This is a genomic window from Streptomyces herbicida, from assembly GCF_032656585.1.
GTDB lineage: Bacteria > Actinomycetota > Actinomycetes > Streptomycetales > Streptomycetaceae > Streptomyces > Streptomyces herbicida.
Genome location: NZ_JAUYWJ010000014.1, coordinates 194,481 through 209,176 on the forward strand (window position 1 = coordinate 194,481; position 14,696 = coordinate 209,176).

Sequence of the window (14,696 nt, forward strand, 5' to 3'; positions counted from 1 at the left end):
TGCCCTCATCCTCCAAGGAGTAACGCAGCCGTATGTCCGGTACCGCACCCTGGTGGCGCAGCGCCGTCATCTACCAGGTCTACATCCGCAGTTTCGCCGACGGAAACGGTGACGGCGTCGGTGACGTCGCCGGCATCCGCTCCCGCCTGCCCTACCTCAAGTCCCTCGGGGTCGACGCCATCTGGATCAACCCGTGGTACAAGTCACCGATGGCGGACCACGGTTACGACGTGGCCGACTACCGCGAGATCGACCCGCTGTTCGGCACCCTGGCCGAGGCCGAGCAGCTCATCGAGGAGGCACACCGGCACGGAATCCGCGTCATCCCCGACATCGTGCCCAACCACACCTCCGACCGGCACGCATGGTTCCGGGCGGCGCTGGCCGCCGGACCGGGCAGCCCCGAGCGGGAACGCTACATATTCCGGCCCGGGCGTGGACCCGGCGGCGCCGAACCACCCAACGACTGGGTTTCGTGCTTCGGCGGCCCGGCCTGGACCCGGCTGCCGGACGGGGACTGGTACCTGCACCTGTTCGCCCCCGAGCAGCCGGACCTCAACTGGGAACACCACGAGGTGAGGGCCGAGTTCGAGTCGGTGCTGCGGTTCTGGTTCAGCCGGGGCGTCGACGGGTTCCGTATCGACGTCGCCCACGGACTCGTCAAGGACCCCGAACTGCCCGACCTGCCACCACGCCAGGAGCCGGCCCGGCTGGGTCCGCTCGTCCCCCGCGACCCCGCGCAGGAGCAGCCCCGGCAGCACGTCGATCACCCCCACTGGGACCGCGAGGAGGTGCACGACATTTACCGCGCCTGGCGCAAGGTGGCCGACGAGTTCCCCGGCGACCGGTCCTTCGTCGCTGAGGCCTGGGCGGACACCCCCGAGCGGCTCGCCGCCTACGTCCGCCGGGACGGCCTGCACACCGCGTTCAACTTCGATTTCCTGATGTCGAGTTGGAACGCCAAGGAGTTGCGCGCCGTCATCGACGACTCCCTTGCCATGCTCGGCGCGGTGGGCGCACCGGCCACCTGGGTGCTGTCCAACCACGATGTCATGCGCCACCCCAGCCGCTACGGCCGCAAAACGGTCAAGCGGTGGACGGCCAATGAGCCCTACCGGCCGGAAGGTCCCCTGGACCTGAACCTGGGCACCCGGCGCGCTCGCGCCGCTGCCCTGCTGATGCTCGCACTGCCCGGCGGCGCCTACATCTATCAGGGCGAGGAGCTCGGCCTGCCCGAGGTCGAGGACCTGCCCGAGGCAGTGCTGCAGGACCCGATCTGGGAACGGTCGGGAGGCTCCGACCGTGGGCGCGACGGCTGCCGGGTACCGATCCCCTGGGCCGGGCAGAGTGCTCCTTTCGGCTTCAGCCCCGAGGACGCTTCCGCCGGGCCCTGGCTCCCGCAGCCTGTGGGCTGGGGCGAGCGAAGCGTGGAAGCACAGACCGGGGACGACACGTCCATGCTGGAGCTGTACCGCACGGCGCTGCGCCTACGCCGCGAACACCCCGCTCTCGGCGACGGCGGCTTGACGTGGCTGGACGCCCCTACTGGAGTCCTGACCTTCCGACGCGAACCGGGCTTCGTCGCCGCGGTCAACCTCTCATCCACGTCCTACCGGCTCCCCGACCACACCACGATCCTGCTTGCCAGCGGCAGCGTGGAGGGCGGCCTGCTCGCGCCCGACGAGGCGGTCTGGCTCTCCGCGTAGCCGTCCACCTGTCCACCAGGGCCCGTCCGGTGTTCCACCCCGCTGACCGGATGGGCCCTGGTCCTCCTGACGGCACGTCTTGGACTGAGTAACGTCAAGCCGCAGGAGCCGCAAGGCTGAGACCCCCCGACTGCGTGCCCCGCTCAAACTGCCGGGGCACGCATCGGAGGGTTCGTCGGCATGGACGGCGGACAGTAGTTACGGGACCGCCCCGAGTTCGGGTTGCAGTCCCGGTTGCCGTGCTGGTGCGGCCTGCGGTTCCCACAGTTTGGTGGCCCGTACGTAGCCGTAGACCACTGACGTCATCGCCAGAATGAGAAGCGGACCAAACGCCAACGGATGCTTGGCCATCTCCATCGGCAGATAGCGATACGACAGCAAGAGCGCAGCGAAGACCGTTGCGCCGTAGGCGACCAGCTGGATTCCCGACCGGTCCCAGCCACGTTCCTGCAAGCGCAGCGCTGACTCGATCGTGAGCGTAAACACCACGCCGGCCACGAGATCCGCGCCGTAGTGGTAGCCGAAGCCCAGCGTTGCGCCCAGCGTGGCAATCAGCCAGAACGTGCCTGCGAATCGCAGAACCCGTGGGGCCCTGCGGGAATGAATGAAGATCGTGGTGGCCCACGCTGTGTGCAGGCTGGGCATGCAGTTGCGCGGTGTGATCTCGTCGAAGGGCATCGGGTGTGGGCTATTGACCGCCGGCGGCGTGTCCGGCCACAGGTTGGCCAATGCCCAGTGCCCGCCGTCGGCGCCGTAGGCGAAGACCGGTCCGACCACCGGGAAGATCATGTAGATGCCCGGTCCGAGGAGGCCGATCGCCAGAAAGGTGCGCACCAGATGATGGCGCGGGAACCGGCGCTCGACCGCCACGTTGCGCAGCTGGTACAGCGCGACGATGACCGATGCCACGGCAAGCTGGACGTAGACATAGTCGAGAACGTGGGCGCCGATCGGACCGGTGGCCCTGACCAACCGGCCGACCAGCCACGACGGATTGCCCAGCGCGTGATCGGCGGTTGCCACGTACTGGTCGAGCACCGCCGGGCGGGTTTTCGACGTGATGAGCAGCCAGGTATCGCCCGTCTTGCGGCCGGCCACCAGCAGCAGGGCCAGCCCGACGCCCTTCAGCAGCAGGACACGTTCCCGGCCGGTGCGGCGGGTCATGGCGATGACCGCATGTCCCAGAATCACCCACAACGCGCCGTTGCCGAAGGGATGGCCCTCGGTCACCTTGGCGCCGACCGCCCACCGCACCAACACGAAGGCGACGTCGATGCCGATCGCGACTCCAGCCGCGATGAACCGCTGCCGCCGGGGGAGCACCACCATCATCAATGCCAAACTGGCATACAGAAGAAACCCCGACTTGGGCGGGAATATCACCTCTCGTACCTGATTGGTGATCGGCCCCGGTAGGCCGTAGCGACGTGCGGCGATCTCCAGAGCGATGAGGAATCCCAGGGCCGCCGCACCCGCGCCGGCCCACAGAATCGCGCGTGGTTGACGCCATGCGGCGAACGGAATTCTGCTCTTTATCTGCGAAAACATCCGTGATGCTGTCGATATCAACTGTTTGGCCGGTTTGCTAGAAGTTGGTAACTAGGGATCTGTTCATGTCGGATGGCATGTTTTTCCGGTGAAGGTCGGGCAAGGGCGATCATCGTGAGTTCGAACATGTTAACGGGGGAGAGAGGGGAGGTAGCGCTGGCGTTACGGTCACGACCATGATCGCTCAGATGGTGACGCTCGTGCCGAGTGCCGACGTGCGATGGCCATCCGCTGGAGCGGGCGAAAGCTCAACGCGTACATCGAGTACGCCGCGGGCGTGACGGAGGTGGCAGACGCCTCGAAGCGCGCTCGGCCGGCGGTCGTGCAGGGCACGCGCGCGATCAGCGCGGCAGCGGTGCGTAAGGCGTGGGGGATGCGTACGGACCCGCGGAGATCAGGGACCGGGTTGTGATCTTCGTGACGGCGTATGCGGTCACTGTCTGGGGATTGGCTGTCAGTTCAGCCGCGCGACCGGATACTGCCGCGGCCAAACGACATTCACCGGCCCGCGTGGTGGGCCACGCGTCGATGACGGGCCTCGCCGTGTCCCTGGGGCGATGAAGCCGGCGGTGTCCTCGACCGGTTCCACAGCCGGGTTCTTGGCGCCTGCCATGTCCGTACCTCCCGGCCGGTCAAGGCCTCGTGACGGCGCCCGGCCAGTCTGGTGCGGCACGGTCGGGGCTCCTCGGGAGGCCGATGGTTGGCTGTGCTGATGGTCGTACGGGAGCGCCCCCACTACGATTCGTCACTGATTGCACGCGGGTGATTGCGCAAGGCGAGGGGTGGGGGATGGATCCGGTATCGGTGGGGCTGTTGGCGGCGCTGGCCGGCGGGGCCGGCGGGGAGGTCGGGCGCCAGGCGTGGGCGGGGCTGACCGAGTTGGTGCGGCGTCCGTTCCGCCGGGAGGGCAGCGGACGGGCGACGGCGGTCAGTTCCGGGGAGCCGGAACTGGTGCGCCTTGCCGGAGATCCGGGCGACCAGGGCCGGGCACAGGCTCTGAGCACGGCGCTGGCGGTCCGGGCCGCGCTGGATGAGGACTTCCGTACCGGGCTGGCGGCCTGGGCCGAGCAGGCCGAACTGGTGCGCACCGGGGATGGGGCGGTGACGAACACCATCAGCGGCGGCACCCAGTACGGGCCGGTTGTACAGGGCCGGGATTTCTCCAGCCTGACTTTCACCGCTACGTCACCGCCGCCTCGGCCGCCCTCTGTCGGCGCTCCTGGTGACAACGCAGGCGACTCGGCGTCGTGACCGGCATGAGCGACGACACCCGTGAGGGCAGAGCGATGGGCGAGACGGTCGCCGGGAGTATCTTCTGCCACGCGGTGGTCCAGGGCCGAGACATCACCGTGAGGTTGTCACCGCGGACCCCCCAGGCGCTGTCAGAGCTCCTGGCCCGGCCCTTGCTCTGAACGCCCGCGACAAGCACGCAGAACAGCTGATTCCAGAACCCTGTTGCCCGTCAGCACGGCGTCTGCGTCCACCAGTCGACGGTGGTGCTTGAGCGTGCTTGGACCTTCGTGGGTGGGCAGCGCGTCGGCGCCGAGCGCTACGACGGCCTGGCCCCCGAGCATGCACAGTTGGTGCGCGGACTGGCGGGCGCGGTGCAGCGACGAGCATACGGTGCCCTCGGGACAGCAAGTTCGGCGGCGAGCGCAGCAGCGTCCGGCTCTCGTCGGTGCTCACCGGCCGGACGAACACAGTCGATCGGTGCCCAACGGCGAGCCTCAAGAACCGCTCTTGGAAGCGGTCTTCCCTTTGACGGACAGGAGAACGATCACCCGGCCGAGAATGCGCGACGAACTACTGGCTCTGGCTGTCGGGCAGCCGCAGAGTGCGAGTGCTGTACACGTGTCGGAACCCGAGTCGCTCGTACAGTCTGCGAGCCGGATTGCCTTCGGTCACTGCCAGGCGCAAGTCTTCTGCCAGACCGTCCAGATGCGATGTGGCCACTGCGTACTTCATGAGAAGTGAACCGATTCCCCGGAGGGAACACTCGGGGTCCCGGAACAGGTCGGTGAACCCCGGCCCCGGTAGGGCCGGGGGCCCCATTTCGGCATTGGCCAGAATGGCGCCTATGGGCTGTGGGCCGAGAAGGGCCACAGTACTGCAGGCGAGATTTGGCCCATAGAGGGCACCGGTCAAGAGCGGCACCAGATGCCTGGATCGATCCGCGCTGCGATCCGGGTGCCCCGGTGGGTAGGCGCGCTCCCGGACATGACGCAATTGCTCGATGTCCACCTCCGAAGCAGGAACGAGGTGGACGCCAGGGGGAAGCCTGGGGCGTGCCCAGTCCGGGTCGGGCGGGCACGACGGCAGATGCCGGAGATAGTGATGGACATGGCGCAACGGCACGGCTCCAGGGATGTCAGGTGATGCGCCCCCGCCATCCCGCAGGGAGACGGTCCAACCGGGCAGTTTGTCGAGGAGGACGTGGACGAGATCACTCGCTCCGTCCCCGATGAGGCGGACATCGTCCGCCCAGGGAGACCCGTCCCGGGCTGTGCCCTGTACGAACTCGACTCTCGACTCATTCTGGCCATACCCAAGAGTCATGCGCGTGTGAACCATAGGGTCGACTTGCCGGTACCTCATATTGAGCCCGCCTCTCTCGGCTGCCGGCCATCTCGCCTGAACGGCTGGGGCGTTGTGCGGCAAACTGATCTCGGATAGCATTCCTGAAAATCCATCGGCTGCGGGGCTTCAATGGGGGATGTTCGAGATCTCGTCGGTTCCTTGGTGCTCGATGACAGGACGATCAGACTGGACTGCACGCCTGAGTGGCTCTCATCTCGCCTCGGGCGCCTTTCCTTCTGCGGTATTCATTTGGCGACAGGCTACGAGACCGATGTGCTTGGGTATGCCTGTGATGCCGTCATCCCCAATGTTCCGAAATCGCTCTTGGCTGGGGACGTGGCTCTGCTTGAACGGCTTGTCGCAACTGATGACACGCCTCCCGGCCTCTGTTTGGGATTCGACCGTATCCCCCTGCCGGACGCCTCAGTGAAAGCCATGCTCGACGAGGCGGGCCGACAGGATTTTCAGCCGAACCACGGAGGCCGTTACCAGTTGGGACGCCTTGAAGGGCGGCTGATCGGTGTCCTGGAGGCTCACGCCGGAAGTATGACGACAACGAGTTTCGACCCGAACATACGGCAGTACTCAGACCATTCGGCAGCCCGGTGGGTGGGCATGCACTACGACAATGCACTGACGGGTTCCCGCGAGGGTGAGCGATTTCCGCGCAGTGTCAGACTGGAGTCGGCGGAACGCCGGTGCCTGTGCAATCTGGGGCCGGGAGACCGAATTCTCATCCTCGGTCTGAACATGACAGCACTTCATCTCTCTGACACGGTCCGGCCGGGCGACGGGGACCATGTGCCCGACACCCCGCAGCTGCGGCGCTTCCTGCGGGCCCACCCCGAGGAAGTTCGACGGACGGTCTGCATCGCCGTGCGGCTGACACCCGGCGACGCGGTCGTCTTTCCGGCGGGGATCGCGCTGCACGACGGCTCGACGCGGGGAATCGAGGCACGGTCCCGTGCCTTGGTCCTCGCTGGACGCTTTCCACGTCGCAGGAGTGACATATCACCCTTGGGGCGGTCCAGTTGCTCGCTGTGAAACCGTGCCCCCCTCTCGGTTCATCGAATCGGAGTCGTTGAACTTGAGGAAGGCCAACTTGCTGTTCCGGGGCTCTGTGGGCGCGCTGCCGGCCGGAACGGACATGCATTTGCGGCGAGCGGGCTCAGATCCTGCCGTAGGTGCCCTTTCACGGGCTCCACGCCAATGGGGAAAAATGATGGACCAAGCTGCACGACGAGTCCCGAATGAGGGAGATCCAAATACTTTTTCGCCGTTCGATCAGGCAGTGACGTAGCGCAACGGACTCGACCTGGAATCGAGGCAGTTCATAATTCCAGGCCCTTCGAGACCTTGTCAACGGCAGTAGACCGCCAACGGTATGGGAATACGGCCCTCCGGTCTGGGTTCCCTGGACGCCGACCGCCCTCGGCTGTAACCTCGAATTTCAAGGTCAACGCGTCCTCGGAGGGCGGACATTGTGAGCGACGGGGACGCCGACCGGGCGGACCGGGTGAACAACGATCTTTCCGGTTCGGTGACCAATTCCGTCCAGGCGCGAAATGTCTCCGGCGGCGTGCACTTCCACGGGCAACATGCCGGTGCCCCCCGTCCCTACCAGCTTCCCCCGGAGTCGTCCCACTTCACAGGCAGAAGCGAGGACCTCGCCAAGCTCGACGCCATATTTGAAGGGTGGACCCAGGAGGTCCGGCCGACCGTCATCGTGTCGGCGGTGGCGGGCACCGCCGGTATCGGCAAGACAGCTCTGGCCATCCACTGGGCTCGGGGTGTCGCCGATCGCTTTCCTGACGGGTTGCTCTACGTCAACCTCCAAGGGTACGGTCCCGGCCCCCTGATCACACCGAACCAGGCACTCCACGGATTCCTGCTCGCGCTCGGGACGCCAACCGAGGGACTTCCCGAGGACCTTGAGGGCCGTAGTGGACTTTTCAGAAGCCTCCTTCACCAGCGGCGCATGCTCGTTCTGCTGGACAACGCCCGCGACGCTGAGCAGGTCCGTCCGTTGCTGCCCGCTTCCGAAACCTGCTTTGTCCTGATCACCAGCAGAAGCCAACTCTCCAGTCTGGTCGTGCGCGACGGCGCGCAGCGACTCGTTCTCGACATGCTGTCCCCGGAAGAATCGCTGGAGCTGCTGGGCTCGATCATCGGACAGGACCGTCTCGATGCGGAACCGTCGGCAGCCGGGCTACTCACGGTCAGATGTGCGCGTTTGCCGCTGGCCCTGCGCATCGCAGCTGAGATGGCCGCGGCGCGCCCCCATGCCTCGCTGGGGGAGCTGGCCGACGAGTTGACGGGCAGTGCCCGGATCGAAGCCCTGGCCACATACGACGATGACGAGACGTCCGCCGTCAGGAACGTGTTCTCCTGGTCATATCGCAACCTCACGCCGGCTGCTGCTCGCGTGTTTCGTCTGCTGAGCCTGCCGACCGGTCCGGAGATCAGCCTCAAGGCGGCCGCGGCCCTGGCTGACCTGACACCGGCCCAGACGCTGCGCATAGTGTCGAACCTGGTCAGCGCCAATCTCCTTGAGATCGCCGGCAACAATCGCTATCGCTTCCACGACTTGATCCGCGACTACGCCGGTGAATGCAGTGTCGAGGAGGACCACGAGCACGACCGGTCACAGGCACTGCACCGCCTGTTCTCATGGCTTGTCGCCACCGGGGAGAAAGTCGGCGTAGTTCTTGGAACCCGTCGTGGTGCGGCTCCGTTTTCGATCTCCGACGAAGAACGACCCTCCGCACATCTGTCCGTCGCTCTGGACTCGCCCGCAAGTGCTCTTGGTTGGTGCGAGACCGAGTTCGCGAACATCGTGGCGGCATGCCGGCAGGCGGCGGATGTCGGCGACTTTGCTTCCGCCTGGAAGCTGCCTGCCGCGCTCAGGCCCTTCTTCCAGCTCAGAAGGCCCACATTGGACTGGATTGCGGTCAATGAGATCGCCCTGGCCGCAGCAGAGGCCCTGCGCGATGAACACGCGCAGTTGGTGGCGTTGCGTGATCTGGGCGCCGCGAATGTGTATTGCGGCAGACATGAAGAAGCCTACGCGTGCTGTATGCGGGCACTGGCGCTCAGCCAGCGCTTGGGGGAAGACGAGGGCTGGAACCTGAACAACGTGGGCGATGCACTGATCTCCCTGCGTCGCTTCGAGGGGGCTGTCGACTATCTGCTCTCTGCCCTGCGGATAGCGCGCCGATCGGGCGACGCATGGCTCATCGCTCATGCGCTGGAAAACCTCGGTTCTGCCTATCTGGGCCTGAACCGGCCGGAAGACGCCGTGGAGTCACTCAGAGAGTCCTTGGCGATTTTCGAGGACCTCTCCTATCCCTTTGGGCAGGGGCTCGTTCTGGACAAATTGGCCGGTACTCATTTGTCTGTGGGGCGCTTCGGCGAGGCGATCACGGCGGGCCTGCAGGCATCCGCCTTCCATGCAGCAGCGGGCAACAGGCTCGGCGAGGCGTCCACTCTGGAAATCCTCGCCAGCGCGTTTGACGCCGCGGGCCGCCGCCAGGAGGCAGAAAGCCATCGGCTGCGTGCTCTGCAGATTCTCGAGGAACTTGGTCACCCGGACGCGCAACGGATCCGATCAACGATCCGGCATCCAGAGGACTGAGGGGCACGCAGGGTTGCCCCATGCTCGCCGGGCCCGCTGGACGTCCCCCTCCGGACCCCCGGATCCCGCTCTTTCCGTGGACTTCGAGAGGGTTCTCCGCCATGCAGATGGTCAACCCCCACTTCAGCGTCCTCTCCGAGGACTTCGCGGCCGACCCCTACCGCTGCTTCTCCTTCCTGAGGGAGCAGTCACCGGTGCACTACGAGCCCGCGATCGACAGCTACTTCGTCTCCCGCCACCAGGACGTGAAGCAGGTACTGACGGACCACGCTGCGTTCACCACCGAGCCCCTGCAGGTACGCGCGGAGCCGGTGATGCGCGGGCCGGTCCTCGCCCAGATGACGGGCGCCGAGCACACCGCCAAGCGAAAGATCGTCGTCCGGGGCTTCACCGGGCAGGCTCTGCAAGATGAGATACGCGCCATCCACGCCAACGCCGCCGCGCTGATCGCGCCCTTCCTCCCGCGGGGCAGCGTGGACCTCGTCAACGAGTTCGGCAGACCTCTCGCCGTCTACGTGACGCTCGACGTCCTCGGCCTGGACAAGAAGGACTGGCAGCAGGTCGCCGCCTGGCACAGCGGGTTCGCCGAGTTCATCACGAGCCTGACCCTCACTCCCGAACGACGTAGGCACTGCCTGGAATGCGCCGAGCGACTGGAGGCCTACCTCGTCCCCGTCATCGAACAGCGCCGCCGCCACCCCGGCGAAGACCTGATATCGAAGCTGTGCACCGCCGAGTTCGACGGCATCGCCATGAGCAACCGCGACATCACAGCGCTGATCATCAACGTTCTGGCCGCCGCCACCGAGCCCGCGGACAAGACCCTCGCACTGCTCTTCAAGCACCTGATCGACCACCCCGATCAGCTGGCCCAGGTCCGCCAGGACCCGACCCTGCTGCCCGCCGCGATCGCCGAGACGCTGCGCTACACTCCGCCGGTCCAGCTCATTCCCCGTCAGGTGGAGCAGGACGCCGTGTTCGCCGGCACCACCGTCCCGGCAGGTGCCACCGTCTTCTGCATGATCGGCGCGGCCAATCGAGACCCCGACGCCTTCACTGCCCCGGACACCTTCGACATCCACCGCCCGGACCTGGGTATCGCCCGCTCGTTCACCGCTGCCGCCCAGCATCTGGCATTCGGTACAGGACTCCACCAGTGTGTCGGTGCGGCCTTCGCACGCGCCGAGATCGAGACTGTCGCCGCGATGCTCCTGCCCCTGCTGGAGCAGGTCCGCTACAGCCCCGGCTTCCACTACCAGGAGGCGGGCCTGTACACCCGCGGCCCCGCCTCCCTGTCGCTGGACTTCACACCCGTCCACGAAGGAGCCACCGTCCCTCGCTGACGGAAGGGACCTGCGGAGGGCGCTGCATTCCGGAGATTCCCGCGGCCTCTCCACCCGCTGAAGCAACCGACGCCCTGGTTACGATCTCTAACGGAGTAGCGTGGCGCGAAAGGGGCTGGACCACCGCCCCGCGCGCGTCGTAATGGTGCCTGACTCCGCGAGGCCCCGCGGGTGTCTCCGAGCATGGTCGCCCGGTGCTGGGACAAGGGGAGGGGAGCCGCAATGGCCTCCGTGGGAGCGAGACTCAGCAGTGCGCGCGTACGGGCCTTCATCGGCCGGGACGAGGAACTCGGGTACTTCGGCAAGGCGTTGGCCGACGATCCACAGGCGCCGTTCGCGTTCTACCTGTTCGGGCCCGGCGGCATCGGCAAGTCGACGCTGCTGCGGCGCCTGGCGGACGACGCTCGAGCGGCGGGCCGGCTGCTCATCGAACTCGACGGCCGTTTCGTCAGCCGGGACCCGGCAGACTTCGAGCGCGCGGCCGGTCCCTTCCTGGACGTCCCCGGCACAGTCCTGGTCGTGGACTCCTTCGAGCACTGCCAGTGGCTGGAGAGCTGGCTGTGGCAGCACTTCCTGCCTCGCGCCGCCGAAGACACCCTGGTTGTCCTGGCCGGCCGGCTCGCTCCGCAGCCGCAATGGACCGCCGACCCCGCCTGGGCAGGGCTCCTGCACGTGACCGAACTACAGCCGTTCTCCGAGGAACAGGCACGAAGCCTGCTGGCCGCGGCGCAGATCCGGCCCGAACTGCGGGACCGGGTACTCCGCTTCGCCGCCGGCAACCCGCTGGCGCTGTCCCTCGCGGCAGCCGCGGGATCGACGGGCTGCAGCCGGGAGGAGATCTGGGCCCCTTCGGCGGACGTCCTGCGAACCCTGTTGGCAGGATTGATCGGTGAGGTGCCCACGGCGGCTCACCGGCGCGCCCTGGAGGTGGCGGCACAGGCTCACTCGACCTCGGAGGAACTGCTTGACGCGGTGCTGCCCGAGCACGACGCCCATCTGCTCTTCTCCTGGCTGCGGGACCTGCCCTTCATGGAGTCCACGCATCGGGGGCTCCACCCGCACGACGCCGCACGTGAGACGCTGGCCGCCGACCTGCGCTGGCGAGCGCCCAACGCCTTCGTGACGATGCGCGAGCGCCTGGCGGACGAGTACCTGCGCCTCCTGCGCGAGGCACCCGAGGAGCGGGTATGGACCGTCACCGACGAGCTCTTCTACCTCTTCCGAGAGGGCAAGACCCTGGCCCGGCTCCGCACGTGGTCCCGCGAGGACGAGGTACACGACCGCCCGCTGCACCCGGAAGACCTCGACGTCATACTGCGCATGACAGAGGAGACCGAGGGAGCCGCCTCCGCGGAACTGGTCCGCTACTGGGCGCAGCGCCAGCCGCAGGCCTTCAGCGTCTACCGTCTCGTGAGTACGGGCCGGACCGTCGCGTTCACGGCCCGATTGGCTCTGCCGGCCCCTCCCGATCCCCAGGACCTGGACACAGATCCCGTCGTCGCCGCCGCGTGGGAGTACACCAACGCCACCGAGCCGGTGCGCCCCGGCGAACACATCGGCATAAGCCGCTTCTCCGTCTACCCGGAGCGTTACCAGGTCCCCTCGCGCGTCATCGACCTGAGCAGTTCCCGCGCCCAGGCGGAGTCGGCCCGTGCTCGCGGTCGCGCCTACGGGTTCGCCGTTTTCCGGGACGCCGAGACATGGGCCGAGCGCGTCAAGGGCACCCTCGGCGACACCGGGGCGCGACCGCGCGTCGGTGATCACACCTACGGGCTGTTCAGTGTCGACTGGCGCCGGGAACCCGTGGAGACCTGGCTTCACCGCTTCATATCGGCCACCGAGGTACCGGTCCGGTCCGGACCGTCGCCCGTGTCACGAACCGCGTTCGACCAGGCCGTGCGCGAGGCGCTGACGCACTGGCGCGACGCGGGCACCTTCGCCGCCTGCGCCCTGTTGCGCGCCCGTCTCGCGGCCGACTTCCGTGAGCCTGTCGAGGAGTTGCGCACCCTGCTGCGCCAGGCCGTCGACGACCTCGCCCACGACCCGCGCGGAGCGCGGGCCCGCGAGGCCCTGACGGCGGGCTACTTCTCCGGCGCGCCCACCCAGGAGGCCGCCGCCCGCCGCCTCGGCCTTCCGTACGGCACCTACCGTCGCCACCTGCGTCTGGGCCTGGACCTGCTCTGCGAGGCCCTGTGGCAGCAGGAACTGCACGGCCCTCAACAGCAGTAGCGGACGCGCCCTTCGGCAGGAGGGGTGGACAGCTGTGGACAGGACTGGACAGTCCCCGTCCCTGCTGAGCCTGGATAGTGGACAGGGCCCCGCACGAGGCTGTGCGCCATGAACCTCCAACGCACACAGATGGACCTGGCGCCGCCCGCCCCTCGGCACCCGGCCGCCCTCCCGGCGCTAGCCGCGGCCCAGTTCACGGTCATGCTCGCCACCTCGATCGTGAACGTGGCTCTTCCGCAGATCCGTGCCGGGGTGGGCCTGTCCGACGGCGGAACCACCTGGGTGGTCAACGCCTATGGCCTGGCGTTCGGGGCGCTGCTGTTGGCCGGCGGGCGGGCGGCCGACCTGCTCGGCCGGCGCCAGGTGCTGATCGGTGGCCTCGGGCTCTTCGCGGTGGCCTCGCTGGCAGCGGGGCTGGCCGACTCCTCGACCGTACTGATCGCCGCCCGCGCCGTACAGGGCCTCGGCGCCGCCGCCATCGCCCCGGCCGCGCTCGCCGTGACGATGGACCTGTTCCCGTCCGGTCCCGCCCGCGGCAGAGCGCTGGGAGTGTGGGGAGCGGTCTCCGGCGCGGGAGGGGCGGGGGGCGTCCTGCTGGGTGGTGCGCTCACCCAGGCCTGGGGCTGGCCCTGGATCTTCTACTCCGTCGCGTTCGGGACGGTGTTGGTGCTCGTCGCCGTCGCGGCCTTCGTGCCACGGGCGACCGGTCGCGTGGCCGGGCAGTTCGACCTGCTGGGGACCGCCACCGTCACCCTGGCCCTGACCTGCCTGGTCTGGGGTCTGACCACCGCACGTGGCACCGGCTGGACGGACACCCGGGTGGGGGGCTCCCTCCTCGGCGCCGCCGCGCTGCTCGGGGCCTTCGTCGTGATCGAGCGTCGCCGACCGAACGCGTTGATACCACCGCGGCTCTTCACCACGGGCCAGGTCGCGGTCGGCAATGTGCTGATGGCGCTGCTGGGATCCGTGCGGATCGCCCTGTTCTTCTTCTTGCCCGTCTACCAGCAACAAGTCCTCAAAATGGACCCCTTGGTCACCGGAGCGGCCCAACTCCCGCTCGCGGCGGCCAATATGCTCGGCGCGGCCGCGGCGCCCCGAATCTCCCGACGCATTGGCGCCACCGCCGCCGTGACCGCGGCCCTCCTCACCACGGCCGTCGGCCTGTTGTGGCTGTCACGCATCAGCGCCGACGGAAGCTACCCCGGCCAAGTCCTCGGCCCGAGCATCCTGATCGGCCTCGGCCTGAGCATCGCCTTCGTCCAACTCACCGCACTTGCCGTGGAGGGCGTCCCGCCCCAGGACGCGGGCCTGGCCGGGGGACTGGTGAACACCACCCGCCAGGTCGGCGGTGCGATCGGCCTCGCCGCCCTGGCCACCCTGGCCGGCTCCGTCACCGGCCACGCCTCCACCCACCAGTCCCACCTGGCGGCCCTCACCGCCGGCTACCGAGCCGCTTTCACGGTCTCGGCCGCGATCCTGGCCGCTGCCGCACTCCTCGCATTGCTCCTCACCCGTTGGGCCGGCCGGCCGCGGACCACGAACACCCCCACCATCGGCCCGGCCGCCGAGCCGCAAACCGCCGGCATCTCCTGAACCCCCGAATGAATCCCCAAACCGGCTGAACCGATGGATCAGCCGCGCCATCGGCACGCACCCACC

The 14,696-nt window shown here is 67.8% G+C and carries 9 protein-coding genes; 7 read left to right on the forward strand and 2 right to left on the reverse strand.

All coding sequences use genetic code 11. The features are described 5' to 3' along the window. Nucleotides 1–32: 32 nt before the first annotated feature. Nucleotides 33–1,706, forward strand: a complete 1,674-nt coding sequence (locus tag Q8A52_RS28485) for a glycoside hydrolase family 13 protein (protein ID WP_316756564.1) — start codon at nt 33–35, stop codon at nt 1,704–1,706. A gap of 198 nt (nt 1,707–1,904) precedes the next feature. On the opposite strand, the gene Q8A52_RS28490 is transcribed toward Q8A52_RS28485, so the two are convergent. After that, on the reverse strand, nt 1,905–3,254 hold the full coding sequence (locus tag Q8A52_RS28490; protein ID WP_316756566.1) for a phosphatase PAP2 family protein: 1,350 nt from the start codon (nt 3,252–3,254) through the stop codon (nt 1,905–1,907). Nucleotides 3,255–4,043: 789 nt separating this feature from the next. Between Q8A52_RS28490 and Q8A52_RS28495 the strand changes: the two genes are divergently transcribed. Continuing rightward, on the forward strand, nt 4,044–4,505 hold the full coding sequence (locus tag Q8A52_RS28495) for a hypothetical protein (protein ID WP_316756568.1): 462 nt from the start codon (nt 4,044–4,046) through the stop codon (nt 4,503–4,505). Nucleotides 4,506–5,057: 552 nt separating this feature from the next. On the opposite strand, the gene Q8A52_RS49145 is transcribed toward Q8A52_RS28495, so the two are convergent. Then, nucleotides 5,058–5,930 carry a GNAT family N-acetyltransferase gene (locus Q8A52_RS49145; protein ID WP_408649267.1) on the reverse strand — a complete coding sequence of 291 codons (873 nt, stop codon included), beginning with the start codon at nt 5,928–5,930 and terminating at the stop codon, nt 5,058–5,060. 60 nt (nt 5,931–5,990) lie between these two features. On the opposite strand from Q8A52_RS49145, the gene Q8A52_RS28500 reads away from it, so the two are divergent. The 5 genes from Q8A52_RS28500 to Q8A52_RS28520 all read left to right on the forward strand — a co-directional run bounded on the left by Q8A52_RS28500 (nt 5,991) and on the right by Q8A52_RS28520 (nt 14,630). After that, nucleotides 5,991–6,875: a hypothetical protein gene (locus Q8A52_RS28500; RefSeq protein ID WP_316756570.1), complete on the forward strand. Its 885-nt coding sequence runs from the start codon at nt 5,991–5,993 to the stop codon at nt 6,873–6,875. Between the two features lie 439 nt (nt 6,876–7,314). Next, complete coding sequence (locus Q8A52_RS28505; protein ID WP_316756572.1) at nt 7,315–9,465, forward strand: ATP-binding protein; 2,151 nt, start codon at nt 7,315–7,317, stop codon at nt 9,463–9,465. 101 nt (nt 9,466–9,566) lie between these two features. Beyond that, nucleotides 9,567–10,808, forward strand: coding sequence for a cytochrome P450, cyclodipeptide synthase-associated (locus Q8A52_RS28510; protein WP_316756573.1), 1,242 nt, complete (start codon nt 9,567–9,569; stop codon nt 10,806–10,808). Nucleotides 10,809–11,039: 231 nt separating this feature from the next. After that, complete coding sequence (locus Q8A52_RS28515) at nt 11,040–13,037, forward strand: ATP-binding protein (RefSeq protein WP_316756575.1); 1,998 nt, start codon at nt 11,040–11,042, stop codon at nt 13,035–13,037. A gap of 108 nt (nt 13,038–13,145) precedes the next feature. Further along, entirely contained in the window at nt 13,146–14,630 is a 1,485-nt protein-coding gene (locus Q8A52_RS28520; RefSeq protein WP_316756577.1) for an MFS transporter, read from the forward strand. The last annotated feature ends 66 nt before the right edge of the window (nt 14,631–14,696 follow it).